The organism is Lelliottia sp. EB106-05-01-XG201, assembly GCF_058791735.1.
Genome location: NZ_JBYTDV010000001.1, coordinates 3,851,290 through 3,877,590, shown reverse-complemented (window position 1 = coordinate 3,877,590; position 26,301 = coordinate 3,851,290). Strand labels below are relative to the sequence as shown.

22 protein-coding genes are annotated in these 26,301 nt (G+C 54.7%); 12 read left to right on the top strand and 10 right to left on the bottom strand.

Features of this window, described 5'->3' with window-relative positions; genetic code table 11:
* Positions 1 to 68: 68 nt before the first annotated feature.
* From ftsZ to mutT, 5 genes are all read left to right on the top strand, one after another.
* Positions 69 to 1,220 (top strand): cell division protein FtsZ, encoded by a 1,152-nt coding sequence (gene ftsZ / locus AC3WS9_RS18110; protein WP_006173842.1) that lies wholly within the window; start codon positions 69 to 71, stop codon positions 1,218 to 1,220.
* Between the two features lie 101 nt (positions 1,221 to 1,321).
* Positions 1,322 to 2,239 carry a UDP-3-O-acyl-N-acetylglucosamine deacetylase gene (lpxC, locus tag AC3WS9_RS18105; RefSeq protein WP_282491652.1) on the top strand — a complete coding sequence of 306 codons (918 nt, stop codon included), beginning with the start codon at positions 1,322 to 1,324 and terminating at the stop codon, positions 2,237 to 2,239.
* Between the two features lie 275 nt (positions 2,240 to 2,514).
* Positions 2,515 to 3,018 carry a secA translation cis-regulator SecM gene (gene secM / locus AC3WS9_RS18100; RefSeq protein ID WP_285153767.1) on the top strand — a complete coding sequence of 168 codons (504 nt, stop codon included), beginning with the start codon at positions 2,515 to 2,517 and terminating at the stop codon, positions 3,016 to 3,018.
* A 60-nt stretch (positions 3,019 to 3,078) separates the two neighbouring features.
* Entirely contained in the window at positions 3,079 to 5,784 is a 2,706-nt protein-coding gene (secA, locus tag AC3WS9_RS18095; RefSeq protein WP_492489690.1) for a preprotein translocase subunit SecA, read from the top strand.
* A gap of 59 nt (positions 5,785 to 5,843) precedes the next feature.
* Complete coding sequence (gene mutT, locus AC3WS9_RS18090; RefSeq protein ID WP_492489688.1) at positions 5,844 to 6,245, top strand: 8-oxo-dGTP diphosphatase MutT; 402 nt, start codon at positions 5,844 to 5,846, stop codon at positions 6,243 to 6,245.
* Positions 6,246 to 6,277: 32 nt separating this feature from the next.
* Here the strand turns inward: mutT and yacG are convergent, their stop codons facing one another.
* Genes yacG through coaE form a run of 3 tightly spaced genes read right to left on the bottom strand, consistent with a single transcriptional unit; the run spans position 6,278 to position 7,845 of the window.
* Positions 6,278 to 6,472 carry a DNA gyrase inhibitor YacG gene (gene yacG, locus AC3WS9_RS18085; RefSeq protein ID WP_282491656.1) on the bottom strand — a complete coding sequence of 65 codons (195 nt, stop codon included), beginning with the start codon at positions 6,470 to 6,472 and terminating at the stop codon, positions 6,278 to 6,280.
* Between the two features lie 9 nt (positions 6,473 to 6,481).
* Positions 6,482 to 7,225, bottom strand: coding sequence for a cell division protein ZapD (gene zapD / locus AC3WS9_RS18080; protein ID WP_282491657.1), 744 nt, complete (start codon positions 7,223 to 7,225; stop codon positions 6,482 to 6,484).
* Positions 7,225 to 7,845, bottom strand: a complete 621-nt coding sequence (gene coaE / locus AC3WS9_RS18075; RefSeq protein WP_492489686.1) for a dephospho-CoA kinase — start codon at positions 7,843 to 7,845, stop codon at positions 7,225 to 7,227. Before coaE ends, zapD begins: the two co-directional genes overlap by 1 nt.
* Positions 7,846 to 8,073: 228 nt before the next feature.
* Here coaE and AC3WS9_RS18070 point away from each other — a divergent pair, with 228 nt between their 5' ends.
* Positions 8,074 to 9,117 carry a GMP reductase gene (locus AC3WS9_RS18070; RefSeq protein WP_492489684.1) on the top strand — a complete coding sequence of 348 codons (1,044 nt, stop codon included), beginning with the start codon at positions 8,074 to 8,076 and terminating at the stop codon, positions 9,115 to 9,117.
* Positions 9,118 to 9,152: 35 nt separating this feature from the next.
* Here AC3WS9_RS18070 and hofC read toward each other — a convergent pair whose 3' ends face one another.
* The 4 genes from hofC to nadC all read right to left on the bottom strand — a co-directional run bounded on the left by hofC (position 9,153) and on the right by nadC (position 13,259).
* Entirely contained in the window at positions 9,153 to 10,349 is a 1,197-nt protein-coding gene (hofC, locus tag AC3WS9_RS18065; protein WP_492489682.1) for a protein transport protein HofC, read from the bottom strand.
* Positions 10,339 to 11,724, bottom strand: a complete 1,386-nt coding sequence (gene gspE, locus AC3WS9_RS18060) for a type II secretion system protein GspE (RefSeq protein ID WP_492489681.1) — start codon at positions 11,722 to 11,724, stop codon at positions 10,339 to 10,341. Before gspE ends, hofC begins: the two co-directional genes overlap by 11 nt.
* A gap of 11 nt (positions 11,725 to 11,735) precedes the next feature.
* Positions 11,736 to 12,173, bottom strand: a complete 438-nt coding sequence (gene ppdD, locus AC3WS9_RS18055; RefSeq protein ID WP_492489679.1) for a prepilin peptidase-dependent pilin — start codon at positions 12,171 to 12,173, stop codon at positions 11,736 to 11,738.
* 192 nt (positions 12,174 to 12,365) lie between these two features.
* The gene (gene nadC / locus AC3WS9_RS18050; RefSeq protein ID WP_282491664.1) at positions 12,366 to 13,259 is read right to left on the bottom strand and encodes a carboxylating nicotinate-nucleotide diphosphorylase; all 894 of its coding nucleotides are present in this window, start codon (positions 13,257 to 13,259) and stop codon (positions 12,366 to 12,368) included.
* Between the two features lie 87 nt (positions 13,260 to 13,346).
* Between nadC and ampD the strand changes: the two genes are divergently transcribed.
* Both ampD and ampE read left to right on the top strand, forming a co-directional pair.
* Positions 13,347 to 13,910: a 1,6-anhydro-N-acetylmuramyl-L-alanine amidase AmpD gene (ampD, locus tag AC3WS9_RS18045; protein ID WP_285145993.1), complete on the top strand. Its 564-nt coding sequence runs from the start codon at positions 13,347 to 13,349 to the stop codon at positions 13,908 to 13,910.
* Positions 13,907 to 14,761, top strand: coding sequence for a beta-lactamase regulator AmpE (gene ampE / locus AC3WS9_RS18040; RefSeq protein ID WP_282491666.1), 855 nt, complete (start codon positions 13,907 to 13,909; stop codon positions 14,759 to 14,761). Before ampD ends, ampE begins: the two co-directional genes overlap by 4 nt.
* Positions 14,762 to 14,779: 18 nt before the next feature.
* On the opposite strand, the gene AC3WS9_RS18035 is transcribed toward ampE, so the two are convergent.
* The 3 genes from AC3WS9_RS18035 to aroP form a co-directional block, all read right to left on the bottom strand.
* Positions 14,780 to 15,730: a glycoside hydrolase family 43 protein gene (locus tag AC3WS9_RS18035; RefSeq protein ID WP_492489676.1), complete on the bottom strand. Its 951-nt coding sequence runs from the start codon at positions 15,728 to 15,730 to the stop codon at positions 14,780 to 14,782.
* Between the two features lie 10 nt (positions 15,731 to 15,740).
* Positions 15,741 to 17,138 carry a glycoside-pentoside-hexuronide (GPH):cation symporter gene (locus AC3WS9_RS18030; protein ID WP_285150663.1) on the bottom strand — a complete coding sequence of 466 codons (1,398 nt, stop codon included), beginning with the start codon at positions 17,136 to 17,138 and terminating at the stop codon, positions 15,741 to 15,743.
* 161 nt (positions 17,139 to 17,299) lie between these two features.
* On the bottom strand, positions 17,300 to 18,670 hold the full coding sequence (gene aroP, locus AC3WS9_RS18025; protein WP_285145989.1) for an aromatic amino acid transporter AroP: 1,371 nt from the start codon (positions 18,668 to 18,670) through the stop codon (positions 17,300 to 17,302).
* Between the two features lie 537 nt (positions 18,671 to 19,207).
* Between aroP and pdhR the strand changes: the two genes are divergently transcribed.
* From pdhR to lpdA, 4 genes are all read left to right on the top strand, one after another.
* Entirely contained in the window at positions 19,208 to 19,972 is a 765-nt protein-coding gene (gene pdhR, locus AC3WS9_RS18020) for a pyruvate dehydrogenase complex transcriptional repressor PdhR (protein WP_103947083.1), read from the top strand.
* 123 nt (positions 19,973 to 20,095) lie between these two features.
* Complete coding sequence (aceE, locus tag AC3WS9_RS18015) at positions 20,096 to 22,759, top strand: pyruvate dehydrogenase (acetyl-transferring), homodimeric type (protein WP_095280796.1); 2,664 nt, start codon at positions 20,096 to 20,098, stop codon at positions 22,757 to 22,759.
* A 14-nt stretch (positions 22,760 to 22,773) separates the two neighbouring features.
* Positions 22,774 to 24,663, top strand: coding sequence for a pyruvate dehydrogenase complex dihydrolipoyllysine-residue acetyltransferase (aceF, locus tag AC3WS9_RS18010; RefSeq protein ID WP_282491671.1), 1,890 nt, complete (start codon positions 22,774 to 22,776; stop codon positions 24,661 to 24,663).
* 199 nt (positions 24,664 to 24,862) lie between these two features.
* On the top strand, positions 24,863 to 26,287 hold the full coding sequence (gene lpdA, locus AC3WS9_RS18005; RefSeq protein ID WP_100777599.1) for a dihydrolipoyl dehydrogenase: 1,425 nt from the start codon (positions 24,863 to 24,865) through the stop codon (positions 26,285 to 26,287).
* The last annotated feature ends 14 nt before the right edge of the window (positions 26,288 to 26,301 follow it).

Below are 26,301 nucleotides of genomic sequence, written 5' to 3'. Positions count from 1 at the left end.
CACATACGCGGAATCATTCACTATGCCCAGGCAGGCAGAATGGTGAAGTGTAAAAACGGAGAGAAACCATGTTTGAACCAATGGAATTAACCAACGACGCGGTGATTAAAGTCATCGGCGTCGGTGGCGGCGGCGGTAACGCTGTCGAGCATATGGTGCGTGAGCGCATCGAAGGTGTTGAGTTCTTCGCTGTTAACACCGACGCTCAGGCCCTGCGAAAGACGGCGGTAGGCCAGACCATTCAGATCGGTGGTGGTATCACCAAAGGTCTGGGCGCTGGGGCTAACCCGGAAGTCGGTCGCAACGCGGCTGAAGAAGACCGTGAAGCACTGCGTGCTGCACTCGATGGCGCCGATATGGTGTTTATCGCAGCGGGCATGGGCGGCGGTACGGGTACAGGTGCTGCGCCAGTCGTGGCTGAAGTGGCAAAAGATTTAGGTATTCTGACCGTCGCTGTCGTGACTAAGCCTTTCAACTTTGAAGGCAAGAAGCGTATGGCATTCGCGGAGCAGGGTATCACTGAGCTGTCCAAACACGTGGACTCTCTGATTACTATCCCGAACGACAAACTGCTGAAAGTGCTGGGTCGCGGTATCTCCCTGCTTGACGCGTTTGGCGCAGCGAACGACGTGCTGAAAGGCGCGGTTCAGGGTATCGCTGAGCTGATTACTCGTCCGGGTCTGATGAACGTCGACTTCGCGGACGTCCGCACCGTGATGTCCGAAATGGGCTATGCGATGATGGGCTCTGGCGTGGCGAGCGGTGAAGACCGTGCAGAAGAAGCCGCTGAAATGGCGATTTCTTCTCCACTGCTGGAAGACATCGATCTGTCTGGCGCACGCGGCGTGCTGGTCAACATTACCGCTGGCTTCGATCTGCGTCTGGACGAATTTGAAACAGTAGGTAACACCATTCGCGCATTCGCTTCTGATAATGCTACTGTGGTGATCGGTACTTCCCTTGATCCGGAAATGAACGATGAACTGCGTGTGACTGTTGTGGCGACCGGTATCGGCATGGACAAACGTCCTGAGATCACCCTGGTCACCAACAAACAGACTCAGCAGCCGGTGATGGATCGCTACCAGCAGCACGGCATGGCGCCGCTGACGCAGGAGCAAAAACCGGCCGCGAAAGTGGTTAACGACAATACGCCGCAAACTGCGAAAGAACCAGATTATCTGGATATCCCAGCGTTCCTGCGTAAGCAAGCTGACTAAGAATTGGCTGGAATTTGGGGATTTTCGCTCTTTGTGCTAAACTGGCCCACCGTTAGTGATATACACTCTCGGTTGGATAAGTAATTTGGCGAGATTATACGATGATCAAACAAAGGACTCTTAAACGTATCGTTCAGGCGACTGGCGTCGGTTTACATACCGGCAAAAAAGTCACACTGACGTTACGCCCTGCGCCGGCCAATACCGGGGTCATCTATCGTCGCACCGACTTGAATCCACCGGTAGATTTTCCGGCCGATGCCAAATCTGTGCGTGATACTATGCTCTGTACTTGCCTGGTGAATGAGCATGACGTGCGGATTTCTACCGTAGAGCACCTGAACGCCGCCCTGGCGGGTCTGGGTATCGACAACATTGTGATTGAAGTCGATGCGCCAGAAATCCCAATCATGGACGGTAGTGCTGCTCCGTTCGTTTATCTCCTGCTTGATGCGGGTATTGATGAACTGAACTGCGCGAAGAAATTTGTACGCATTAAAGAGACAGTTCGCGTTCAAGACGGCGACAAGTGGGCTGAATTCAAGCCGTTTAATGGTTTCTCGTTGGACTTTACCATCGACTTTAACCATCCGGCGATTGATGGCAGCAACCAGCGCTATGCGATGAACTTCTCTGCTGATGCGTTTATGCGTCAGATTAGCCGTGCACGTACTTTCGGTTTTATGCGTGATATCGAATATCTGCAGTCCCGTGGCCTGTGCCTGGGCGGCAGCTTCGATTGTGCCATCGTTGTTGACGATTATCGCGTACTGAACGAAGACGGCCTGCGTTTTGAAGATGAATTCGTTCGTCACAAAATGCTGGATGCAATCGGCGACCTGTTCATGTGTGGTCACAACATCATTGGTGCATTTACCGCGTTTAAATCCGGTCATGCACTGAACAACAAATTGTTGCAGGCAGTCCTGGCAAAACAGGAAGCCTGGGAATTTGTGACCTTCCAGGACGAAGCCGAGCTTCCACTGGCGTTCAAAGCACCGAGCACGGTTCTGGCGTAACGGTTCATTCCGTATCGTAAAATCGACTGGTTGACCTGGTACTCTCTCCGGCCAGGAAGACCAGTCGTTTTTGTTTTTGCACTTCTAAATCTCTTCCCCGCATGATAATTGCCCGCTAAGCACAGAATGTGCGCGCGTTCGCTGCATTCTTGACCGTTTTTACCCGTGGCAATCTGTCATTCCTGCTGCTGAATTATCGCTTTAGTGATAATATCTGTGCGCTAAATAGTATCTGAACGCATGCCTGTACGGGCCTGCATACGATGGTGGATTAGGTGAGCGGAATTCTAACGCGCTGGCGACAATTTGGCAGACGTTACTTCTGGCCGCATCTCTTATTAGGGATGGTTGCGGCGAGCTTCGGCTTGCCTGTACTCAGCCATAGCGCAGAAGCGGCAACGCCTGCGAACACCACCACGGCCAAGCACGATCTTTCCACGCGGGTTAATTTCACGAACCTCGCGCTGCTGGAAGCTAATCGCCGTCCTAACTTTACCGTCGATTACTGGCATCAGCATGCTATCCGCACTGTCATCCGTCACCTCTCTTTCGCCATGGCTCCACAGGCTGTGCCTGTCGTGGAAGAGTCGCTCCCGGTTCAGGCGCAACATCTTGCTCTGCTGGATACGCTCAATGCCCTGCTGACGCAGGAGAGCAAACCGCCGGTCATCGTTCGTCAGATGACGAATATCGCTTTCATTCCACACGCCGCCTTCTCGGTCTCCGCCTGGATAAGCCAGGTGCAGGGTATCCGCGCCGGGCCCCAACGCCTCAGCTAAATTAACTTTTTTTCAATACCTTAATTTATCTGCCCATGATGGGGCGTGTGAGAATTTATTATGCTAATCAAGTTATTAACCAAAGTTTTCGGTAGTCGTAACGATCGTACCCTGCGCCGCATGCGCAAAGCGGTCACCGTCATCAACGGTATGGAACCGGAGATGGAAAAACTCTCCGATGACGAACTGAAAGCGAAAACCGGTGAATTCCGTGAGCGTCTGGCAAAAGGCGCAACTCTGGAAAGCCTGATCCCGGAAGCCTTCGCCGTGGTTCGCGAAGCGAGTAAACGCGTGTTCGGGATGCGTCACTTCGACGTTCAGCTGCTCGGCGGTATGGTTCTGAACGAACGCTGCATCGCAGAAATGCGTACGGGTGAAGGTAAAACCCTGACCGCAACGCTACCTGCGTACCTCAACGCACTGACCGGTAAAGGCGTTCACGTCGTCACCGTCAACGACTATCTGGCGCAGCGTGACGCCGAAAACAACCGTCCACTGTTCGAATTCCTCGGTATGTCCGTGGGTATCAACATGTCTGGCCTGCCTGCTCCGGCCAAGCGCGAAGCTTACGGCGCGGATATCACTTACGGCACCAACAACGAATACGGTTTTGACTACCTGCGCGACAACATGGCGTTTAGCCCGGAAGAGCGCGTACAGCGCAAACTGCACTACGCGCTGGTGGATGAGGTCGACTCAATCCTGATCGATGAAGCTCGTACCCCGCTTATCATCTCTGGCCCGGCTGAAGACAGCTCCGAGATGTACCGCAAAGTCGACAAAATCATTCCGCACCTGATCCGTCAGGAAAAAGAAGACTCCGATACCTTCCAGGGCGAAGGTCACTTCTCCGTGGATGAAAAAGCGCGTCAGGTTAACCTGACCGAACGTGGTCTGGTGCAGATCGAAGAGCTGCTGGTTGAGCAGGGCATCATGGAAGAGGGCGAGTCACTTTACTCCCCAACCAACATCATGCTGATGCACCACGTAACCGCAGCGCTGCGCGCTCACGTGCTGTTCACCCGCGATGTGGATTACATCGTGAAAGACGGCGAAGTCATCATCGTAGATGAACACACCGGCCGTACCATGCAGGGCCGTCGCTGGTCCGATGGTCTGCACCAGGCTGTGGAAGCTAAAGAAGGCGTGGATATCCAGAACGAAAACCAGACGCTGGCTTCTATCACCTTCCAGAACTACTTCCGTCTGTATGAAAAACTGGCGGGCATGACCGGTACAGCGGATACCGAAGCGTTCGAGTTCAGCTCCATCTACAAACTGGATACCGTCGTTGTTCCGACTAACCGCCCAATGATCCGTAAAGACATGCCGGATCTGGTGTACATGACCGAAGCGGAAAAAATCCAGGCAATCATCGAAGATATCCGCGAGCGTACCGCTGCAGGCCAGCCGGTACTGGTGGGTACGATTTCCATCGAGAAATCCGAAGTGGTTTCTCACGAGCTGGATAAAGCGGGCATCAAGCACAACGTGCTGAACGCCAAATTCCACGCCAAAGAAGCGGATATCGTTGCTCAGGCCGGTTATCCGGCGGCAGTGACCATCGCCACCAACATGGCGGGTCGTGGTACCGATATTATGCTGGGTGGTAGCTGGCAGGCCGAAATCGCCGAGCTGGAAAACCCAACTCCAGAACAAATTGCGCAGATCAAAGCCGACTGGCAGGTACGTCACGACGCGGTTCTGGCGTCTGGCGGTCTGCACATTATCGGCACCGAGCGTCACGAATCTCGTCGTATCGATAACCAGCTGCGTGGTCGTGCGGGTCGTCAGGGTGATGCCGGTTCTTCCCGCTTCTACCTGTCGATGGAAGATGCCCTGATGCGTATCTTCGCCTCTGACCGCGTGTCCGGCATGATGCGTAAACTGGGGATGAAACCAGGCGAAGCGATCGAACACCCATGGGTGACCAAAGCGATTGCCAACGCCCAGCGTAAAGTGGAAAGCCGCAACTTCGATATTCGTAAGCAACTGCTTGAATATGATGATGTAGCTAACGATCAGCGTCGCGCGATCTACTCCCAGCGTAACGAACTGCTGGAAGTGTCCGACGTGAGCGAAACCATCAACAGCATTCGCGAAGATGTCTTCAAAGTGACCATCGATGCGCACATTCCGCCGCAGTCTCTGGAAGAGATGTGGGATGTTGAAGGCCTGCAGGAACGCCTGAAAAACGACTTCGATCTCGAACTGCCGATCAAAGAGTGGCTGGACAAAGAGCCAGAGCTGCACGAAGAGACGCTGCGCGAACGTATTCTGGAAACTGCGGTTGCTGTTTACAAGCAGAAGGAAGAAGTGGTTGGCGTTGAGATGATGCGTCACTTCGAGAAAGGCGTCATGCTGCAGACTCTGGACTCCCTGTGGAAAGAGCACCTGGCAGCGATGGACTACCTGCGTCAGGGTATCCATCTGCGTGGCTATGCGCAGAAAGATCCTAAGCAGGAATACAAACGTGAATCCTTCGCGATGTTCGCGTCTATGCTGGAGTCACTGAAATACGAAGTGATCAGCACCCTGAGCAAAGTTCAGGTGCGTATGCCGGAAGAAGTAGAAGCGATGGAGCAGCAGCGTCGTGAAGAAGCTGAGCGTCTGGCACAGATGCAGCAGCTGAGTCATCAGACCGATGAGGACGAAGCCGCCGCGGCGATCGCAGCCCAGACGGGCGATCGCAAAGTGGGCCGTAACGATCCGTGCCCATGCGGTTCCGGTAAAAAATACAAAGCGTGTCATGGCCGTCTGAGCTAAACACGTATCACCAATCGAAAAGGCGTAGATTTCTGCGCCTTTTTTATGGAAGTCACAATATGAAAGTACTGCAAATCGCTGTCGGGATTATTCGTAACCCGCAAAATCAAATCTTTATTACTCAGCGCGCCGCGGATGCCCACATGGCCAATAAGTGGGAATTTCCTGGCGGTAAAATCGAATCAGGAGAAACGCCGGAACAGGCGCTGGTACGAGAGCTGCAGGAAGAGGTAGGAATTACTGCGCTGGAACCGAGACTGTTCGATAAGCTCGAATATCAATTCCCGGACAGGCATATCACGCTGTGGTTCTGGATGGTTGAACGCTGGGTAGGCGAGCCGTGGGGCAAAGAAGGGCAGCCTGGAAACTGGGTTGAACTGGAGGCGCTGGACGCCGATAAATTCCCGCCTGCCAATGAGCCGGTGATCACAAAACTGACTCAGGAACTGAAGGCCTGCTAAGCACGTTCTCAGCAGGCACAACGGATATCGCGTTACTGTTGCTCTTCGCTCCAGTCATCGCTATCGGACAGATCGCCCGCGCTCGGGATGCGTTTCTCTTCTGCCGCCCACTCTCCCAGATCGATTAACTGGCAGCGTTTGCAGCAGAACGGGCGAAACGGGCTTATCTCTCCCCAGACAACGGCTTTGCCGCAGGTCGGGCAGTTTACGGTAATAATTTCAGACATCAATACTCCTCAGCAGCAAGCCAGTTCAAAATCGAGACGTTCTGGCACGGTGCCATTCTCACTATCCAGCGGCATAAAGCGAATCGCGAAACGGCTTTTATGCCCGGAAATCTGCGGATAGAGCTGATCGCTGAGCGACAGATTCAGGCGCAGCAGATCGGCATCGTCGCCATTATCCTGGTAGAAACCGTTAAGGCTGGTTTGCTTACGAAACGGTGATGAGTGGCGCACGAGATCGAGGATCAGCGTCAGCGCCTGGTTCATCGGCTCCAGACTTTCCATCCAGCTGTTCACCTGCGCATCACGCTGTTCTTGCTGCATGTGCAGCCACATGTGCAGCGTTGGCAGGTCAAAGCTGCAGCAGCCGCCGGGAATACTCAGACGCTGGCGCACCAGGGCAATCAGGCGATCTTCACGCAGAAACTGCCCCACGCGAGGTGCGGCCATCAGAACTGTGCTGCTTTGTTTCAACTGCAGACGCAGGGAATCAATCCGGCTCTGATCGACGCCCGGGACTTCCGCCCATCCCTGCAATTTACGCTGCTGACGCTCAAGCTCTTTCAGTAACTCGGTGCGGACATCACCGCGCTCAATGACATCCAGCAGATCGCCGACGTTGCGAAAAAAATGCAGTGCGGTGGCGTGATCGGCGATAGGACGGTGGTGCGACATCTGCTGAACGAGAAATTCGATGCGCAACCAGGTGCGCATTTTTTCATTGAGCGGGTGCTCAAAAAGGATGTGCGTATTCATTATGGTTTTTCCTGTGCTACGGCCTGCGCGGCGTAGGTCAGATATTGGGCGTGCAGGCGGGCGACATCCGAGGCAATGCGGTCGGGCGCGCCATCATTATCAATAACATCATCTGCGACGGCAAGGCGCGCTTCACGCGTTGCCTGCGCAGCAAGAATCTGTTCAGCGTGCTCGCGGGAGACATTATCGCGCAGCATCGTTCGCTGAAGCTGTGTCTCAGGCGACACATCAATCACCAGAATACGATCTGCCTTATGCTGAAGCTGATTTTCAACAAGCAAGGGAACAACCCAGAGAACATAAGGCGACGTGGACCCGGCGATCTGGCGCTGAGTTTCCTGGTGAATCATGGGGTGCAGGAGGGCGTTGAGCCAGGCTTTTTCCGCCGGCTGCGAAAAGATATGCTCGCGCAGCAGACGCCTGTTCAGCGTGCCATCGGCGTTGATCACGCTCTGTCCGAAATGTGCGGCGATAGCATGAAGACCGGGTGTATGAGGCTCTACCACCTGACGGGCAATAATATCCGCATCAATAATCGCGATACCTAAGCGAGAAAAAGCGTCAGCTACGGTGCTTTTGCCACTGCCGATACCGCCCGTTAACGCAACGATGTACCCCATTAAACCAAATCCTGGGAATTATTCATTTTTAAAATCAGCTGGTTAGAAAGTAAACTTACACTAGCGAATGGTTAACTCTGTTTACCCGCTTTTGACCAGGTAAATTTATAGGATTGTAGCGTAAAAAAAGAGAAAATCGCAGTCTTGCGGAGCAGGTATTAGTGCGTATGATAGCGTCACTGGAGTTGTGCTTTTAATATATTTGCCTCTAACCCCAGGAATCCGCACATGCGTATCGAAGAAGATCTGAAGTTAGGTTTCAAAGACGTTCTTATCCGCCCTAAACGCTCTACGCTGAAAAGCCGCTCAGACGTTGAACTCGAACGTCAATTCACCTTTAAACACTCCGGTCAGACCTGGTCTGGCGTGCCTGTGATTGCTGCCAATATGGATACCGTGGGTACCTTTGCGATGGCAACGGCGCTGGCGAAATTCGATATTCTGACCGCCGTGCACAAACACTACAGTATCGAAGAGTGGAGCGCGTTTGCCGCTTCTGCATCCGATGATGTGAAGAAACACATCATGGTATCGACCGGTACATCCGATGCGGATTTCGAGAAAACCAAGCAAATCCTGGTCGCAAAACCTGAGTTCAATTTTGTCTGTATCGACGTGGCGAACGGCTATTCCGAACACTTCGTGCAGTTCGTCAGCAAAGCGCGTGCGGCCTGGCCGACCAAAACCATCATCGCGGGTAACGTTGTGACCGGCGAGATGTGTGAAGAGCTGATTCTGTCCGGCGCGGATATCGTCAAAGTCGGTATCGGCCCTGGCTCAGTTTGCACCACGCGTGTGAAAACGGGTGTCGGCTATCCGCAGCTTTCCGCCGTGATCGAGTGTGCCGATGCGGCGCACGGTCTGGGCGGTCAGATCATCAGCGACGGTGGCTGCACCATGCCGGGCGATGTGGCGAAAGCCTTCGGTGGCGGCGCAGATTTCGTGATGCTGGGCGGTATGCTGGCCGGTCACGAAGAGAGCGGCGGCACGGTGGTTGAAGAAAACGGCGAGAAATTCATGCTGTTCTACGGCATGAGCTCTGAATCCGCCATGAATCGCCATGTTGGCGGCGTGGCGCAGTATCGTGCAGCCGAGGGTAAAACTGTAAAACTGGCGCTGCGCGGTCCGGTTGAGAACACCGCTCGCGATGTTCTGGGTGGCCTGCGTTCTGCTTGTACCTACGTCGGTGCATCCCGCCTGAAAGAGCTGACTAAACGTACGACGTTTATCCGCGTTCAGGAACAGGAAAACCGCGTATTCAATAGCCTGTAATCGCTCTCCCGCTGGCGCGCACCCGTGCGCCAGCGTTATCCCGCACTCATCGCATCCCCCAAATGGAAAATCGGCAGATACATCGCCACCACCAGCGTTCCGATAATCACGCCTGTCACAATTAATAGCAGCGGCTCTAACAGCGACGCCAGATTATCCGCGTGCTGAAATGTCTGCTCATTATGATGACGCGCCAGATTCGCGAGCATCGTGTCCAGCGCACCGGAGATCTCACCAGTTCGCACCAGTTGAATACATAATGGCGTGAAGATCCCCGCTTCACTCAGTGATGACCAGATGGGGGCACCTTGCACTACGCGCTCCCTGATATCCCGCAGCACCTCTTTCCAGAACAGGCCCTCGACGGATTCCTGTGCGCTCTCTAGTCCTTGTAAAAAGGCGATACCCGCCTGCTGCGTCAGGGAGAGCACGGTGTAGATTTGACTCAGTTTCTGCCCGCGAACAAGCGCCCCCATGACTGGCAAACTCAATACCCTGCGCTGGCTAAAGCGCTGCCATCCCTCATGTTGCCGCACGCTGCGTAGTGCGATGAATGGAAAGAGCATGACGAAAACCAGCCCAATAATGTGCTGACGAATAAAATCCGCAAACTCCATCACCCAGCGCGTCAGCAGCGGAAGAGGCGTATTAAAGGTTTTATAGATACCCGCAAATTCCGGTAATACGAGCGTGACCATCGCCAGCACCACGACAGCCGCCAGGCTCAGAATGATCGCCGGGTAACGCAGGGCCTTTTTCACCTTCGCGCTCAGTTGCTGCTGAGATTTTTGCTGCTGCGCCAGCTGGCGGCAGCACTCTTCCAGTTTTCCGGTCAGCTCTCCGGTTTTCATCATTGAGACATACAGTGGAGAAAAAACCTCTGGCCATTTTTTCAGGGCATCGGAAAACGCGCAGCCTGCGCTGAGATCTTCCGCAAGACTCGAAAGTAGCGCCTGCCATTGCTTGACAGGATGTTGCTCGGCCAGCATTTGCAGGCTGTAAGCGAGCGTGAGCCCTGCCTGAAGCAGGGCGGCAAGCTGGCGGAAAAGCTCATAGCAGTGCTGCGGCTGCCATTTCTGGAGCATAAGACTGCGCGAGAGTGCCAGCGGACAGAGTGCTCGACCGGACAACAGACTCAAGGCCGCCTCCCGGTCGACTGCCCAAAGGGTGCCCTGCTGGAACTCTCCCTCTAACGTCAAAGCCCGCCAGCGCCAGAGATGGTTAGCAGCCATACGGTAGCCCCAGCACGCGAACGATCTCCTCTAGCGTGGTATGACCTTGCTCAACGGTCAGGCAGCCGTGTTCAAAGAGCGTGGTCATCCCGGTGCACCGTGCGGTGTGGTCAATTTGTTCAATCGACGCGCCGCTGGCAATGGCCTGGCGGATGTCGCTGTTTACCGAGAGCACTTCAAACAGGGCGACGCGGCCATAAAAGCCGCGATAACAGCGATCGCATCCTGTCGGCTGCCAGTGAGGAAGCTCGCGTGGCCAGACAGTCTCTGGAAGCGTTATCCTTTGGTCAGTCTCTTTTCGGCAGTGCGGGCACAGGCGGCGGACCAACCTCTGGGCAATCACCAGCGTCAGGGCTGAGGAGACCATCCAGCGGGCTACGCCCATCTGCTGCAAGCGGATCAGCGTTTCGGTGGTAGAGTTGGTATGCAACGTTGAGAGCACCAGATGCCCGGTCTGCGCAGCGTTGATGGCGATCTCAGCCGTTTCACCATCGCGGATCTCGCCCACCATGATGATGTCCGGATCCTGGCGCAAAAGTGCCCGAAGCACGCTTTGAAAGGACAGACCGGCGCGCGGGTTGATCTGCGTCTGATTCAGCCCGGCAAGGGGGATTTCAATCGGATCTTCGACGCTGCAAATATTCACATCCTGGTCGTTCCGCGCCTGCAGCGCGCTATAGAGCGTAACGGTTTTCCCGCTGCCGGTCGGGCCGGTCACCAGTAAAAGCCCCTGCGGCTGATGAAGCGCATCGGTAAACAGCGCGCGCTGGGCTTCCGTCATGCCTAAGGCATCCAGTTCCAGCGCCTGTTGCACTTGGTGCAGTAAGCGCAGAACGATTTTTTCACCTCCTCGGCAGGGGAGCGTTGCGATACGAAACGAGACGGCGTTGCCCGCCAGCTCAACGGTAAACTGCCCGTCCTGCGGCAAACGGCGCTCGGCGATATCAAGCTCCCCCAATACCTTCAGGCGGGCGATCAGCGTGGTCGCCACCGCTGCCGTTAAGGGAGGCTGCGGGTACAGCACGCCGTCGATACGCAAACGGATTTGCCAGGTCTCGCCCGCGGGCTCGACGTGGATGTCCGAGGCGCGCTGGCTGAGAGCCTGCAAAAGCGTCCGGTTGAGAATATCGACCGCCGAACTCGTCACCAGAGTGGTAACGGGTAAAGAGGATTGCGATGACGCCTGCTGATGCTTCTCCATCCGCTCTTTCGTCCAGCACTCAATATCAATCCGCTTTTGCGTGGCGAAGCGCAGGGCTTCCATCATCTGTGATGCCGGTGTGTCGACCACGGCAATGTTGATCGTCTCATCGTTGCTGCCTAACAGCAGCGCATGATGGCGCTGGCACAGCAGCGTCAGTTGCTCTGTATTCATGGTCAGCACCTCTATTTGCTATCGAAGCGGAAAACGTCTTCGCACGCCTGCTTTAACGCGCTGTCATTAGCGATAGTGCAGTCGCGTGTCCAGCCGGTGATGCCGTCCCCGTCGCTCCAGACCGGTGCCAGCAGAACTTCCAGACCGTTCAGGCTCTCCTGGCCTGTCAGTGCCACCACACCTTTGGCAACGCTCATCGCAGAGACATAGCGCGTGGTCGTTGGAGAGCGAATGCCGTTGGTTCCACCGTCGCAGGTATCGACACCGCCGTGCTCAAGTGCGCAAAGTTCAATGGCCGTGCGATAGGGGACAAAGGTTTGCAACATATCCGTCAGCGCGGCTTTGCGCAGATAGTTCTGGTACGCAGGCACGCCGATGGCGCTGAGAATCGCGATAATGCCAATGACGACCATTAGCTCAATGAGGGTAAATCCTTGTTGTCTGTTCATGTCTGCTCCTTGGGTTTCGTGATGCCACTGTGGCAGCGCGAAGAGACAAACACGAGGAGCGAAAAAAGGATCGTGAAGGGCGATTCAGAGGATTTTAAAGCGGTTGCATTGCTGCATTAACACTTTGCGAGGCGCGTCGTAAACGCGTGCGAAGTTCCTCCTCTCCCGTAGAAGAGGAGGAATAAACCTGTATTATTTGAAGCGCATAGAGAGGTCGAGGGCCTGGACGTGTTTGGTGAGCGCGCCAACGGAGATGAAATCCACGCCAGTTTCAGCGAACTCGCGCAGGGTTTCATGGGTGACGTTACCGGAGACTTCCAGCTGCGCCTGACCGTTGGTGCGTTTAACCGCTTCGCGCATCTGCTCTGTTTCGAAGTTATCGAGCATGATGATATCGGCCCCGGCTTTGAGCGCGGCATCCAGCTCGTCGAGGTTTTCGACTTCCACTTCGACAGGCACATCCGGGTGCAGCCAGAAGGCTTTTTCCACCGCCTGACGTACGGAGCCGGAGGCGATAATGTGGTTCTCTTTGATCAGGAAGGCGTCGGATAAGCCCAGACGGTGGTTGGCGCCGCCGCCGCACAGCACCGCGTATTTCAGGGCGGTGCGCAGGCCTGGCAGCGTTTTACGGGTATCCAGCAGCTGGGTTTTGGTGCCTTCCAGCAGGTTAACATAGCGACGAACGGCACTCGCCACGCCGGACAAGGTCTGGACGAAGTTCAGGGCGGTGCGCTCGCCCGTTAACAGTACGCGGGACGGGCCATGAAGTTCAAAAAGAGGCTGACTGGCGCTGATGCTGTCGCCATCCTGAACGTGCCAGGTTATCTGTACGTCATCGCCGGCGAGCTGTGTGAAGACCTCTTCGACCCAGCGTTTTCCGCAGAACACGCCGTCTTCGCGGGTGATGATCACCGCGTGCGAGCGCGTCTCTTTAGGCAATAATTGTGCGGTAATATCGTTGTCCGCATTGACCTCGCCGCCCAGATCTTCACGCAGTGCGTGGGCGACGCTCGCCGGGATATCGAGGTTAATACGTTCCAGAAGCGCTTCACGTCGGTGGTCGGGGTTGTAACGGCGAGTCGGCATGATAAAACTCCAAATTGGTAACGAATCATAAGATTGAAACATGCTACTCTGAACCGAGAATCTGCACCATATATAAGGAGAGCCAGCATGCAGTTACAAGACGGATGGCTGGTGGATGCGCGGCACGTACCGTCGCCGCACCATGATTGCCGCCCGGAGGATGAAACGCCCTCACTGCTGGTGGTCCACAATATTAGCCTGCCACCGGGTGAATTTGGCGGTCCGTGGATCGACGCATTATTCACCGGAACAATCGATCCCAACGCCCATCCATTTTTTGCGGAAATTGCGCACCTGCGCGTTTCTGCCCATTGTCTGATTCGCCGTGACGGTGAGATCGTCCAGTATGTTCCTTTCGATAAACGCGCGTGGCACGCCGGTGTCTCTGTGTATCAGGGGCGTGAACGCTGTAACGATTTTTCGATTGGTATTGAGCTGGAAGGCACAGATACTACGCCGTACACCGACGCGCAGTACCAGGCGCTGGTGGCGGTGACGCGTGAGTTGACCGCGTTGTACCCAAAAATTGCTGACAACATCACCGGGCATAGCGATATTGCGCCAGTGAGAAAAACCGATCCAGGCCCGGCGTTTGACTGGTCCCGGTTTCGCGCCATGCTAACCGCTTCGTCAGATAAGGAGATGACATGACGTTGTTTACCATGCTGCTGGTGATGATCGCTGAACGGTTGTTTAAACTGGGCGAGCACTGGCATTTGGATCACCGGATGGAAGTGGTCTTCCGTCGGATTAAACATTTCTCGATGCTGCGCACTCTCCTGATGACCGCCGTGGTGATGGGCGTGGTGTTCCTGCTGCTGCGCGCGCTGCATGGCCTGTTTTTCAACGTGCCGCTGCTGGTGGTGTGGATCCTGCTGGGCGTGCTGTGCATCGGTGCTGGAAAGGTTCGATTGCACTACCATGCCTATCTGAAAGCCGCATCCCGCGACGATAGCCACGCGCGTGGCGCGATGGCGAGCGAGCTGACGCTGATCCACGGCGTTCCGCCTGACTGCAATGAGCGCGATTACTTGCGCGAGCTGCAAAACGCGCTGCTGTGGATTAACTTCCGCTATTACCTCGCGCCGCTATTCTGGTTTGTGGTGGGCGGCCCACTGGGTCCGGTGTTCCTGATGGGCTACGCTTTCTTACGCGCCTGGCAGACCTGGCTGGCGCGCTATCTGACGCCGCACGAACGCTTGCTGTCGGGCATCGACGCGATTTTACACGTGCTGGACTGGCTGCCGGTGCGCCTGGTTGGCGTGGTGTATGCCCTGATTGGTCACGGCGAGAAGGCGCTTCCGGCGTGGTTTGCTTCCCTGGCGGATAGGCACACTTCGCAGTATCAGGTGCTGACGCGTCTGGCGCAGTTCTCCCTGGCACGCGAGCCGCACACGGACAAAGTCGAAACCCCGAAAGCGGCGGTGTCGATGGCGAAGAAAACCTCTTTTGTGATTGTAGTTCTGGTAGCGTTGCTGACGATTTACGGCACGCTGGTGTAAGCCAGCGCACCGCATTCCTCAATATGTATCCGTAGGCGGGATGCCAAAATCGGGCATCCCGTTTTCGTTCCAGCGCACGACTTTCAGGCGAGTGTGACGGTTCGGATCGTACAGCGGGTCGCCCTCAATTTCGGTGTAATTGCGCGCGTGATACACCAGCACATCTTCCCCGTCTGGCGTCTGCGTAAAGCTGTTATGCCCCGGCCCATACTGACGATTTTCGTAGCTGGTGGTAAACACCGGGCGCGGTGATTTATGCCAGTTGGCTGCGACGCGCGGATCGGCGCTTTTATCGATCCACAGCAGCCCCATGCAGTAGTTCTCATCCGTCGCGCTGGCGGAGTAGCTGATAAACAGCCTGTCGCCGTGCTCCAGCACTGCCGGGCCTTCATTGACCCAGAACCCGCGACACTCCCAGTCATACTCCGGTTTGCTGAGCATCACCGGCTCGCCTTTAAGCGTCCACGCGTTTTCCATTTCACACAGATAGAGATTCGAGTTGCCTGAGATATCCGGCGCTTTTTGCGCCCACAGATACCAGCGCTTATCTTGATGAACGAAAGTGGTGGCATCGAGCGCAAAAGTATCGAACGGCGTGACGATTTGCCCTTTCTCGACCCATTTCCCGCTCAGCGGATCGCTGTCGGCACACTCCAGGGCGAACATCCGGTGCTGGAACATATTCAGCCCATCGAGCGCTTGAGTGTGCGCGGCGGCAAAGTAGATGATCCATTTGCCGTCGATGTGATGCAGTTCCGGTGCCCAGATCAGCTCGCTCATTGGCCCGGTCTCGGGTTTTCGCCAGACCACCATCTCTTCGGCGCTGCGCAATCCTTCCAGCGAATCGGCGCGGCGGATTGCCAGCCGGTCGTACTCGGGCACCGAGGCGATAAAGTAATACAGCCCTTCGTGATGCAGAATAAACGGGTCGGCACGTTGTTCGATAAAGGGATTGGGCCAGTCACGCATTGGGCTTTCCTTATTTGGTTTCAGCGGCTTTGAGTTCCTGATAGTCATTCAGCTCGCGATAGTTCATGCGGCGTTTCTCCAGGTCTTCCTGAATCTGTTTCATCAGGTCACGGTCTACTTTCAGCAGACGCACCACACCTGCGGTAATCAAATAGCCAACGCCCGGTATGATGGTAAACAGCAGGACGATTCCGTTGATGGCGTCGGCGCTTTGCGCCTTAGCACCCGCGTCGTAGCCGTACCAGGAGAGCAGGAATCCGACCATCGCCCCGGCGATCGCCAGCCCCAGTTTGAGGAAGAAAATGTTGCCGGAGAAGCTGATCCCGGTGATGCGCTTCCCGGTTTTCCACTCGCCGTAGTCGTCCACGTCGGCCATCAGGGACCAGTGCAGCGGGGACGGGATCTGATGCAGAACGTTGAGCAGGAAGTAGAGCACCACGATGGTGGTGGTGGCTTTCGGGTCGAAGAAGTAGAACGCGCTGGAGAAAATGGCTAGCACGATGTTGGTCCAGAAGAATACTTTCAGCTTGCACCAGCGGTCGGTCAGGGTTTTTGCGAGGATGCTGCCGAGCATCATGCCCACCACGCCGAGGCTGATAAACAGGGTGGCGAAATGGGTGCTTTGCCCCATCACCCAGGTGACGTAGTACATGGTCGCCGCCATGCGGATAAAGCCAGGGCAGACGTTGCACAGGGTCAGCAGCAGAATGCGCACCCACTGATCGTTCTTCCACACGTCTTTCAGATCGTTTTTCAGTTCATCATTGGTTTGTACCGCCGGGCGAATACGTTCCCGTACGGTTGAGAAACTAAACAGGAACATGCAAGTGCCAATCAGCGCCAGCACGGTCATCGCCATCTGATAGCCTTTGGCTTTGTCGTCGCCACCAAAAAACTCCACCATCGGCAGTAGCGTTAACGAGAGCAGCAGCGTCGCAATCCCGACCATCACAAAGCGATACGACTGACAGGCTACACGCTCTTTTGGATCGTTGGTGATCACACCACCCAGCGAGCAGTAAGGGATGTTGATGGCGGTATAGGTGAGCGACAGCAGGAAGTAGGTGACAAACGCATAGATAACTTTGCTGTTGTAAGTCCACTCCGGCGTGGTGAACATCAGAATACTGAACAGGGCATAGGGGAACGCAATCCACAACAACCATGGACGAAATCGGCCATATTTACTGCGGGTACGATCAGCGATAGCGCCCATGATCGGGTCGGTGATGGCGTCAATCACGCGAACTGAGAGTAACAACACCCCGACCAGCGCGGGGGCCAGGCCGAAGATATCCGTATAAAAATAGTTAACAAACAACATAATGGCGCCAAAGATGATGTTGCATCCCGCGTCGCCCATGCCATAGCCAATCTTTTCTTTTACAGACAGTTTATTGTTATCCATCGACAGCTCTCCGAGTTTCGGTATGGAGAGAATTATTCGCTGGCGAAGGAATATATGCGTTGCAGGATAAGGGCGGTGATATGGATGAAATGGCTGTGGGTGAGAATTTGTGAGGCAGGTAACACGCTCTGTGCCACAGTCGGGCACAGAGCGAGACGGGATTAATGCGCTTTTACGGTTTTGGCATTTTTCTGTTTGAACAGATAGCCCACGCCGAGAATCAAAATCCACACGGGGATCAGATAGACGGAGATCGCCATGCCCGGTGTGATCAGCATGATGACCAGCACCGCTGCCATAAAGATCAGGCACACCCAGTTGCCCAGCGGATAGAACAGGGCAGGGAAGCGGGTTTTCACACCTTGCTTCTGCTTGGCCCGACGGAACTTAATGTGCGCCAGGCTGATCATCGCCCAGTTAATCACCAGTGCGGATACCACCAGCGCCATCAGCAGACCAAATGCCGATTCCGGTGCCAGGTAGTTGATCAGTACGCACAGGGCGGTCACCACGGCGGAGACCATAATGGAGTTCACCGGCACGCCGCGTTTATCGACGTTCAGCAGCGCTTTTGGCGCGTTGCCCTGCTGAGCCAGACCGAACAGCATACGGCTGTTGCAGTAGACGCAGCTGTTATAGACAGACAGCGCCGCCGTCAGTACCACGATGTTGAGCGCGTTAGCCACGAAGGTATCGCCCAGCTCATGGAAGATCAGCACGAACGGGCTGGTGTCAGCGGTGACGCGCGTCCACGGCAGCAGGGAGAGCAGAACCGCCAGCGAACCCACATAGAAGATCAGAATACGGTAGATAACCTGGTTGGTGGCTTTCGGGATGCTCTGCTCAGGGTTATCGGCTTCTGCGGCGGTAATCCCGACCAGTTCCAGCCCACCGAACGAGAACATAATGATTGCCATCATCATTACCAGACCGGTCATGCCGTGAGGCAGGAACCCGCCTTGCTCCCACAGGTTGCGCACGGTCGCCTGCGGGCCGCCGTTGCCGCTGAACAGCAGCCAGCCGCCGAAGATGATCATCGCCACAACCGCGATCACTTTGATAATTGCAAACCAGAACTCCATCTCACCGAACACTTTGACGTTGGTGAGGTTGATGGCGTTGATGATCACGAAGAAGGCCGCGGCCGATGCCCAGGTTGGGATCTCCGGATACCAGAACTGGATGTACTTACCGACGGCGGTCAGTTCCGCCATGGCAACCAGAACGTACAGCACCCAGTAGTTCCAGCCTGAGGCGAAACCGGCAAAGCTGCCCCAATATTTATAGGCAAAGTGGCTGAAGGAGCCCGCTACTGGCTCTTCAACCACCATTTCGCCGAGCTGGCGCATAATAAGGAAGGCAATAAAGCCCGCGATGGCGTAACCCAGAATAATCCCCGGACCTGCCGACTGAATGACGGATGCGCTGCCCAGAAACAGGCCGGTACCGATAGCGCCACCCAACGCGATGAGCTGTATATGGCGGTTTTTAAGGCCGCGCTTTAGCTGATCGCCATGCTGTTGAGCTTCCATTTGAAACCTCGTGTGTGGTTGTTATGTTCACGCTCGGGCGTGTGTAATTATGAAAGTCCATTTTCTGTATTTTTTTCTTTACGGTGAAGTTGACCGAAAAAAGCGGGGGTGACTTCCGTTGACGCCAGAATAGTGGTAAGCGGACCCGAATGCACCTGCTTTATGAAGGGATGTCGATCGCTTGAATAAAAAGAAAGCATTTGTAAATACGTCCGCTTCACTCCCGTAACCCATCTATAGAATAAAAATGCTCCATAAGTGGGCGAATTTTCATTATTTACCTTGTTGAATCGCTTCAGATTGCAAATCCCCTCGTTTCAATAAGGTTAAAACACCCTCTTTAGTGGTAACCAGTTCATTTGTGCAAAGTTACATTTCTGAAACGTTATTTCTGTAAAGTTGTTAAAATGTGCAGGGTTTACTGATTTCAATCAAAACCAATATGGACAGAAGGTGAATACTTTGTTACTTTAGCGATACGAACATGAAATTGGTAAGACCAATTGACTCCGGGCAAAAAGGCGTAAGACAGGGAATATGGCCTACAGCAAAATTCGCCAACCAAAACTATCGGATGTGATAGAGCAGCAGCTGGAGTTTTTAATCCTCGAAGGGACTCTGCGCCCCGGTGAAAAACTCCCGCCTGAACGCGAACTGGCTAAACAGTTCGACGTTTCCCGTCCCTCTCTGCGTGAGGCGATTCAACGTCTCGAAGCGAAGGGCTTGCTGCTTCGTCGTCAGGGCGGCGGAACTTTTGTGCAAAACAGCCTGTGGCAGAGCTTCAGCGATCCGCTGGTAGAGCTTCTTTCTGACCACCCAGAATCCCAGTTTGACCTGCTTGAAACCCGTCACGCGCTTGAAGGTATCGCGGCTTATTACGCGGCCCTGCGCAGCAATGATGAAGATCGTGAACGTATTCGCGAGCTTCATCAGGCCATTGAACGGGCCCAGCAGTCAGGCGATCTCGACGCTGAGTCCGATGCCGTCGTCCAGTATCAAATTGCCGTCACCGAAGCGGCGCACAATGTGGTGCTGCTCCATCTGCTACGCTGCATGGAGCCGATGCTGGCCCAGAATGTTCGACAAAATTTTGAATTGTTGTACGCCCGCCGGGAAATGCTCCCGTTGGTCAGCAACCATCGCACCCGAGTTTTCGAGGCGATAATGGCCGGGGAACCGGAGCAGGCGCGTGAAGCGTCGCACCGCCACCTGGCTTTCATTGAGGAAATCTTGCTGGACCGCAGCCGTGAACAGAGTCGTCGAGAACGTTCACTGCGCCGCATACAGCAACGAAAGGATTAAGCGCCTGGCATTTTTAGAGCGCGGCAACTAAACGCAGAACCTGTCTTATTGTGTTCTTTGTTGAGAGCACAATGGGACAGGTTCCAGACAAATCAACGTATTAGATAGATAAGGAATACCCCCATGTCAGAACGTCTCCAAAATGACGTGGATCCGATCGAAACTCGCGACTGGCTACAGGCGATCGAATCGGTCATCCGTGAAGAAGGTGTTGAGCGCGCTCAGTATCTGATTGATCAGCTGCTTTCAGAAGCCCGTAAAGGTGGCGTGAAAGTAGCCTCAGGTGCAGGGGCTAGCAACTACGTAAACACGATTGCCGTCGAAGACGAACCGGAATACCCGGGCAATCTGGATCTGGAACGTCGTATCCGTTCTGCAATTCGTTGGAACGCGATCATGACCGTTCTGCGCGCATCCAAGAAAGACCTGGAGCTGGGCGGCCACATGGCTTCCTTCCAGTCTTCTGCGACCGTATACGAAGTGTGCTTCAACCACTTCTTCCGCGCACGCACCGAGAAAGACGGCGGCGACCTGGTGTACTTCCAGGGCCACATCTCTCCGGGCGTTTACGCACGTGCGTTCCTGGAAGGTCGTCTGACTGAAGAGCAGATGAACAACTTCCGTCAGGAAGTTCACGGTAAAGGTCTCTCCTCTTACCCGCACCCTAAATTGATGCCTGAATTCTGGCAGTTCCCGACCGTATCTATGGGTCTGGGTCCAATCGGTGCTATTTACCAGGCTAAATTCCTGAAATATCTGGAACACCGTGGCCTGAAAGATACCTCCCAGCAGACCGTTTACGCTTTCCTCGGCGACGGCGAGATGGATGAGCCAGAATCTAAAGGTGCGATCACCATCGCCACCCGTGAGAAACTGGACAACCTGTGCTTCATCATCAACTGTAACCTGCAGCGTCTGGATGGTCCGGTAACCGGCAACGGCAAGATCATCAACGAACTGGAAGGCATCTTCAGCGGTGCTGGCTGGAACGTGGTTAAAGTGATGTGGGGCGGTCGTTGGGATGAGCTGCTGCGTAAAGACACCAGCGGTAAACTGATCCAGCTGATGAACGAAACCGTTGACGGCGACTATCAGACCTTCAAATCCAAAAACGGTGCTTACGTTCGTGAACACTTCTTCGGCAAATACCCTGAAACCGCAGCGCTGGTTGCAGACTGGTCTGACGATCAGATCTGGGCTCTGAACCGTGGCGGCCACGATCCGAAGAAAGTCTACGCAGCACTGAAAAACGCACAAGACACCAAAGGCAAAGCAACAGTTATCCTGGCACATACCATCAAAGGTTATGGCATGGGTGACACCGCCGAAGGTAAAAACATTGCTCACCAGGTGAAGAAAATGAACATGGACGGCGTGCGTTATATCCGCGACCGTTTCAACGTTCCTGTCACCGACGAGCAGGTTGAAAACCTCTCTTACATCACCTTCCCGGAAGGCTCTGAAGAACACACCTACCTGCACGCACAGCGTCAGAAACTGAACGGCTACCTGCCGTCCCGTCAGGTGAACTTCACTGAGAAACTGGAACTGCCGGTTCTGGAAGACTTCTCCCAGCTTCTGGAAGAGCAGAACAAAGAGATCTCTACCACTATCGCTTTCGTTCGTGCCCTGAACGTGATGCTGAAAAACAAGTCGATCAAAGATCGTCTGGTTCCAATCATCGCCGATGAAGCGCGTACCTTCGGTATGGAAGGTCTGTTCCGTCAGATCGGTATTTACAGCCCGAACGGCCAGCAGTACACCCCGCAGGACCGTGAGCAGGTTGCTTACTACAAAGAAGACGAGAAAGGCCAGATTCTGCAGGAAGGGATCAACGAGCTGGGCGCAGGCGCATCCTGGCTGGCTGCTGCGACCTCTTACAGCACCAACAACCTGCCGATGATTCCGTTCTACATCTACTACTCGATGTTCGGTTTCCAGCGTATCGGTGACCTGTGCTGGCAGGCTGGCGACCAACAGGCTCGCGGCTTCCTGGTCGGTGGTACTTCCGGTCGTACAACCCTGAACGGTGAAGGTCTGCAGCACGAAGATGGTCACAGCCACATTCAGTCTCTGACTATCCCGAACTGTATCTCTTATGACCCGTCTTACGCGTACGAAGTGGCAGTCATCATGCATGACGGTCTGGTACGTATGTACGGTGAAGCGCAAGAGAACGTTTACTACTACATCACCACTCTGAACGAAAACTACCACATGCCGGCTATGCCAGCAGGTGCCGAGGAAGGTATCCGTAAAGGTATCTACAAACTCGAAACCATCGCGGGTAGCAAAGGTAAAGTTCAGCTGCTGGGCTCCGGTTCTATCCTGCGTCACGTTCGTGAAGCAGCGCAGATCCTGGCGAACGACTACGGCGTTGGCTCCGACGTGTACAGCGTGACCTCCTTCACTGAACTGGCGCGTGATGGCCAGGATTGTGAGCGCTGGAACATGCTGCACCCGATGGAAACTCCACGCGTACCGTACATCGCTCAGGTGATGAACGACGCACCGGCAGTGGCATCGACTGACTATATGAAACTGTTCGCCGAGCAGGTTCGTACTTACGTACCGGCTGATGATTACCGCGTACTGGGTACCGACGGCTTCGGTCGCTCTGACAGCCGCGAAAACCTGCGTCACCACTTCGAAGTTGACTCTTCTTATGTGGTCGTAGCAGCGCTGGGCGAACTGGCTAAACGTGGCGAAATCGATAAGAAAGTGGTTGCGGAAGCAATTACCAAATTCAACATCGATGCAGATAAAGTTAACCCGCGTCTGGCGTAAGAGGTAAAAGAATAATGGCTATCGAAATCAATGTACCGGACATCGGGGCTGATGAAGTTGAAATCACCGAGATCCTGGTCAAAGTAGGCGACAAAGTTGAAGCTGAACAGTCGCTGATCACCGTAGAAGGCGACAAAGCCTCTATGGAAGTCCCGTCTCCTCAGGCTGGCATCGTTAAAGAGATCAAAGTCTCTGTTGGCGACAAAACCGAGACTGGCAAACTGATCATGATTTTCGATTCCGCCGACGGTGCAGCAGCTGCTGCACCTGCGCAGGAAGAGAAGAAAGAAGCAGCGGCTCCGGCAGCTGCACCAGCAGCTGCGGCTGCAAAAGACGTCAACGTGCCAGACATCGGCGGTGACGAAGTTGAAGTGACTGAGATCATGGTGAAAGTGGGCGACACCGTTGCCGCTGAACAATCCCTGATCACCGTAGAAGGCGACAAAGCCTCTATGGAAGTCCCGGCTCCGTTCGCGGGCGTCGTTAAAGAGATCAAAATCAACACCGGCGACAAAGTGTCTACCGGCTCCCTGATTATGGTCTTCGAAGTGGCGGGTGCTGCACCTGCTGCGGCTCCAGCACAGGCAGCTGCTCCGGCGGCCGCGGCTGCACCAGCAGCGTCTGGCGCGAAAGACGTTAACGTTCCGGATATCGGCGGTGACGAAGTTGAAGTGACTGAAGTGATGGTGAAAGTGGGCGACAAAGTTGCCGCTGAGCAGTCACTGATCACCGTAGAAGGCGACAAAGCCTCTATGGAAGTCCCGGCTCCGTTCGCAGGTACCGTGAAAGAAATTAAAATCAGCACCGGCGACAAAGTGTCCACCGGCTCTCTGATCATGGTCTTCGAAGTGGAAGGCGCTGCGCCTGCCGCGGCTCCGGCTGCTGCTCCAGCACCTGCTGCTGCCGCTCCGGCTCCAGCTGCAAAAGCAGCGGCACCGGCTGCGAAAGCCGAAGGCAAATCTGAGTTTGCTGAGAACGACGCGTACGTTCACGCCACCCCACTGATTCGTCGCCTGGCGCGCGAATTCGGTGTGAATCTGGCGAAAGTGAAAGGGACAGGCCGTAAGGGTCGTATCCTGCGCGAAGACGTTCAGACTTACGTGAAAGAAGCGGTGAAACGCGCTGAAGCGGCACCAACTGCTGCTACCGGCGGCGGTATCCCGGGCATGCTGCCATGGCCGAAAGTGGACTTCAGCAAGTTTGGTGAAATCGAAGAAGTGGAACTGGGCCGTATCCAGAAAATCTCTGGTGCCAACCTGAGCCGTAACTGGGTGATGATCCCGCATGTTACGCACTTCGACAAAACCGATATCACCGATCTGGAAGCGTTCCGTAAACAGCAGAACGCCGAAGCTGAGAAACGTAAACTGGACGTGAAATTCACCCCAGTGGTCTTCATCATGAAAGCGGTTGCGGCAGCCCTTGAGCAGATGCCACGTTTCAACAGCTCTCTGTCTGAAGACGCACAGCGTCTGACGCTGAAGAAATACATCAACATCGGTGTCGCGGTTGATACGCCAAATGGTCTGGTTGTTCCGGTCTTCAAAGACGTGAACAAGAAGAGCATCACTGAGCTGTCCCGTGAACTGACTGTCATCTCCAAGAAAGCGCGTGATGGTAAGCTGACAGCCGGCGAAATGCAGGGCGGTTGCTTCACTATCTCCAGCATCGGCGGCTTGGGTACCACCCACTTCGCGCCGATTGTTAACGCGCCGGAAGTGGCGATCCTTGGTGTGTCCAAGTCCGCGATGGAACCGGTGTGGAATGGTAAAGAGTTTGTGCCGCGTCTGATGATGCCAATCTCTCTCTCCTTCGACCACCGCGTGATCGACGGTGCTGATGGTGCTCGCTTCATTACCATCATCAACAACACCCTGAGCGATATTCGCCGCCTGGTGATGTAATCGCAAAAGCCGGCCAGTCGGCCGGCTTTTTGTCTTGTAATCTCATGATAATTGTGAGGTTATGGGTAAAGACAAGAATTCATGAGCCGTTTGTTGTTTCAAAATTGTTAACAATTTTGTAAAATACGGGCGGATAGAACGTCCCGGTGGATGAAGGGCGACAAGTACCTGGACCGCCGGAAATCAATAAGAGGTCATGATGAGTACTGAAATCAAAACTCAGGTCGTGGTACTTGGGGCAGGCCCGGCAGGTTACTCTGCTGCCTTCCGTTGCGCTGATTTAGGTCTGGAAACCGTTATCGTAGAACGTTACAACACCCTCGGTGGTGTTTGTCTGAACGTCGGCTGTATCCCTTCTAAAGCACTGCTGCACGTAGCAAAAGTTATCGAAGAAGCCAAAGCACTGGCTGACCACGGTATCGTCTTCGGCGAGCCGAAAACCGATATCGACAAGATTCGTACCTGGAAAGAGAAAGTGATCACTCAGCTGACCGGCGGTCTGGCTGGCATGGCTAAAGGCCGTAAAGTGAAAGTGGTCAACGGTCTGGGTAAATTCACCGGGGCTAACACCCTGGAAGTGGAAGGTGAAAACGGTAAAACCGTGATCAACTTCGACAACGCGATCATCGCGGCGGGCTCCCGTCCGATCGAACTGCCGTTCATTCCGCATGAAGATCCACGCGTGTGGGATTCCACCGACGCTCTGGAACTGAAAACCGTTCCAAAACGCCTGCTGGTTATGGGTGGCGGTATCATCGGTCTGGAAATGGGTACCGTTTACCATGCGCTGGGTTCAGAGATTGACGTGGTTGAAATGTTCGACCAGGTTATCCCGGCTGCCGATAAAGACATCGTGAAAGTCTTCACCAAACGCATCAGCAAGAAATTCAACCTGATGCTGGAAACCAAAGTGACTGCCGTTGAAGCGAAAGAAGACGGTATTTACGTTTCCATGGAAGGCAAAAAAGCTCCTGCTGAAGCGCAGCGTTACGACGCGGTGCTGGTGGCTATCGGTCGCGTACCGAATGGCAAAAACCTGGATGCAGGCGCGGCGGGCGTTGAAGTGGACGACCGTGGCTTTATCCGTGTCGACAAACAGCTGCGCACCAACGTGCCGCACATCTTTGCCATCGGCGATATCGTCGGTCAGCCAATGCTGGCACACAAAGGTGTTCACGAAGGCCACGTTGCCGCTGAAGTTATCGCGGGCATGAAGCACTACTTCGACCCGAAAGTGATCCCATCGATCGCTTACACCGAGCCAGAAGTTGCCTGGGTAGGTCTGACCGAGAAAGAAGCGAAAGAGAAAGGCATCAGCTACGAAACCGCCACCTTCCCGTGGGCTGCTTCTGGCCGTGCGATCGCTTCCGACTGCGCCGATGGCGTGACCAAACTGATCTTCGACAAAGAGACTCACCGTGTGATCGGTGGCGCGATTGTCGGCACCAACGGCGGCGAGCTGCTGGGTGAGATCGGTCTGGCTATCGAAATGGGCTGTGACGCTGAAGACATCGCGCTGACCATCCACGCACACCCGACTCTGCACGAGTCCGTGGGCCTGGCGGCAGAAGTGTTTGAAGGTAGCATCACCGACCTGCCGAACGCGAAAGCCAAGAAGAAGTAATCTTCTGAATATGA

What these genes read in the sequence shown, in the direction of transcription:
- aceF (WP_282491671.1), top strand. Translation starts at nt 22,774, where the DNA reads ATGGCTATCGAAATCAATGTACCGGACATCGGGGCTGATGAAGTTGAA.
- AC3WS9_RS18030 (WP_285150663.1), bottom strand. Translation starts at nt 17,138, where the DNA reads ATGGATAACAATAAACTGTCTGTAAAAGAAAAGATTGGCTATGGCATG.
- yacG (WP_282491656.1), bottom strand. Translation starts at nt 6,472, where the DNA reads ATGTCTGAAATTATTACCGTAAACTGCCCGACCTGCGGCAAAGCCGTT.
- hofC (WP_492489682.1), bottom strand. Translation starts at nt 10,349, where the DNA reads ATGGCTGCTAACCATCTCTGGCGCTGGCGGGCTTTGACGTTAGAGGGA.
- lpdA (WP_100777599.1), top strand. Translation starts at nt 24,863, where the DNA reads ATGAGTACTGAAATCAAAACTCAGGTCGTGGTACTTGGGGCAGGCCCG.
- ampE (WP_282491666.1), top strand. Translation starts at nt 13,907, where the DNA reads ATGACGTTGTTTACCATGCTGCTGGTGATGATCGCTGAACGGTTGTTT.
- ppdD (WP_492489679.1), bottom strand. Translation starts at nt 12,173, where the DNA reads ATGAACAGACAACAAGGATTTACCCTCATTGAGCTAATGGTCGTCATT.
- secA (WP_492489690.1), top strand. Translation starts at nt 3,079, where the DNA reads ATGCTAATCAAGTTATTAACCAAAGTTTTCGGTAGTCGTAACGATCGT.
- lpxC (WP_282491652.1), top strand. Translation starts at nt 1,322, where the DNA reads ATGATCAAACAAAGGACTCTTAAACGTATCGTTCAGGCGACTGGCGTC.
- nadC (WP_282491664.1), bottom strand. Translation starts at nt 13,259, where the DNA reads ATGCCGACTCGCCGTTACAACCCCGACCACCGACGTGAAGCGCTTCTG.
- AC3WS9_RS18035 (WP_492489676.1), bottom strand. Translation starts at nt 15,730, where the DNA reads ATGCGTGACTGGCCCAATCCCTTTATCGAACAACGTGCCGACCCGTTT.
- gspE (WP_492489681.1), bottom strand. Translation starts at nt 11,724, where the DNA reads ATGAATACAGAGCAACTGACGCTGCTGTGCCAGCGCCATCATGCGCTG.
- pdhR (WP_103947083.1), top strand. Translation starts at nt 19,208, where the DNA reads ATGGCCTACAGCAAAATTCGCCAACCAAAACTATCGGATGTGATAGAG.
- coaE (WP_492489686.1), bottom strand. Translation starts at nt 7,845, where the DNA reads ATGGGGTACATCGTTGCGTTAACGGGCGGTATCGGCAGTGGCAAAAGC.
- mutT (WP_492489688.1), top strand. Translation starts at nt 5,844, where the DNA reads ATGAAAGTACTGCAAATCGCTGTCGGGATTATTCGTAACCCGCAAAAT.
- aroP (WP_285145989.1), bottom strand. Translation starts at nt 18,670, where the DNA reads ATGGAAGCTCAACAGCATGGCGATCAGCTAAAGCGCGGCCTTAAAAAC.
- zapD (WP_282491657.1), bottom strand. Translation starts at nt 7,225, where the DNA reads ATGAATACGCACATCCTTTTTGAGCACCCGCTCAATGAAAAAATGCGC.
- aceE (WP_095280796.1), top strand. Translation starts at nt 20,096, where the DNA reads ATGTCAGAACGTCTCCAAAATGACGTGGATCCGATCGAAACTCGCGAC.
- AC3WS9_RS18070 (WP_492489684.1), top strand. Translation starts at nt 8,074, where the DNA reads ATGCGTATCGAAGAAGATCTGAAGTTAGGTTTCAAAGACGTTCTTATC.
- ampD (WP_285145993.1), top strand. Translation starts at nt 13,347, where the DNA reads ATGCAGTTACAAGACGGATGGCTGGTGGATGCGCGGCACGTACCGTCG.
- ftsZ (WP_006173842.1), top strand. Translation starts at nt 69, where the DNA reads ATGTTTGAACCAATGGAATTAACCAACGACGCGGTGATTAAAGTCATC.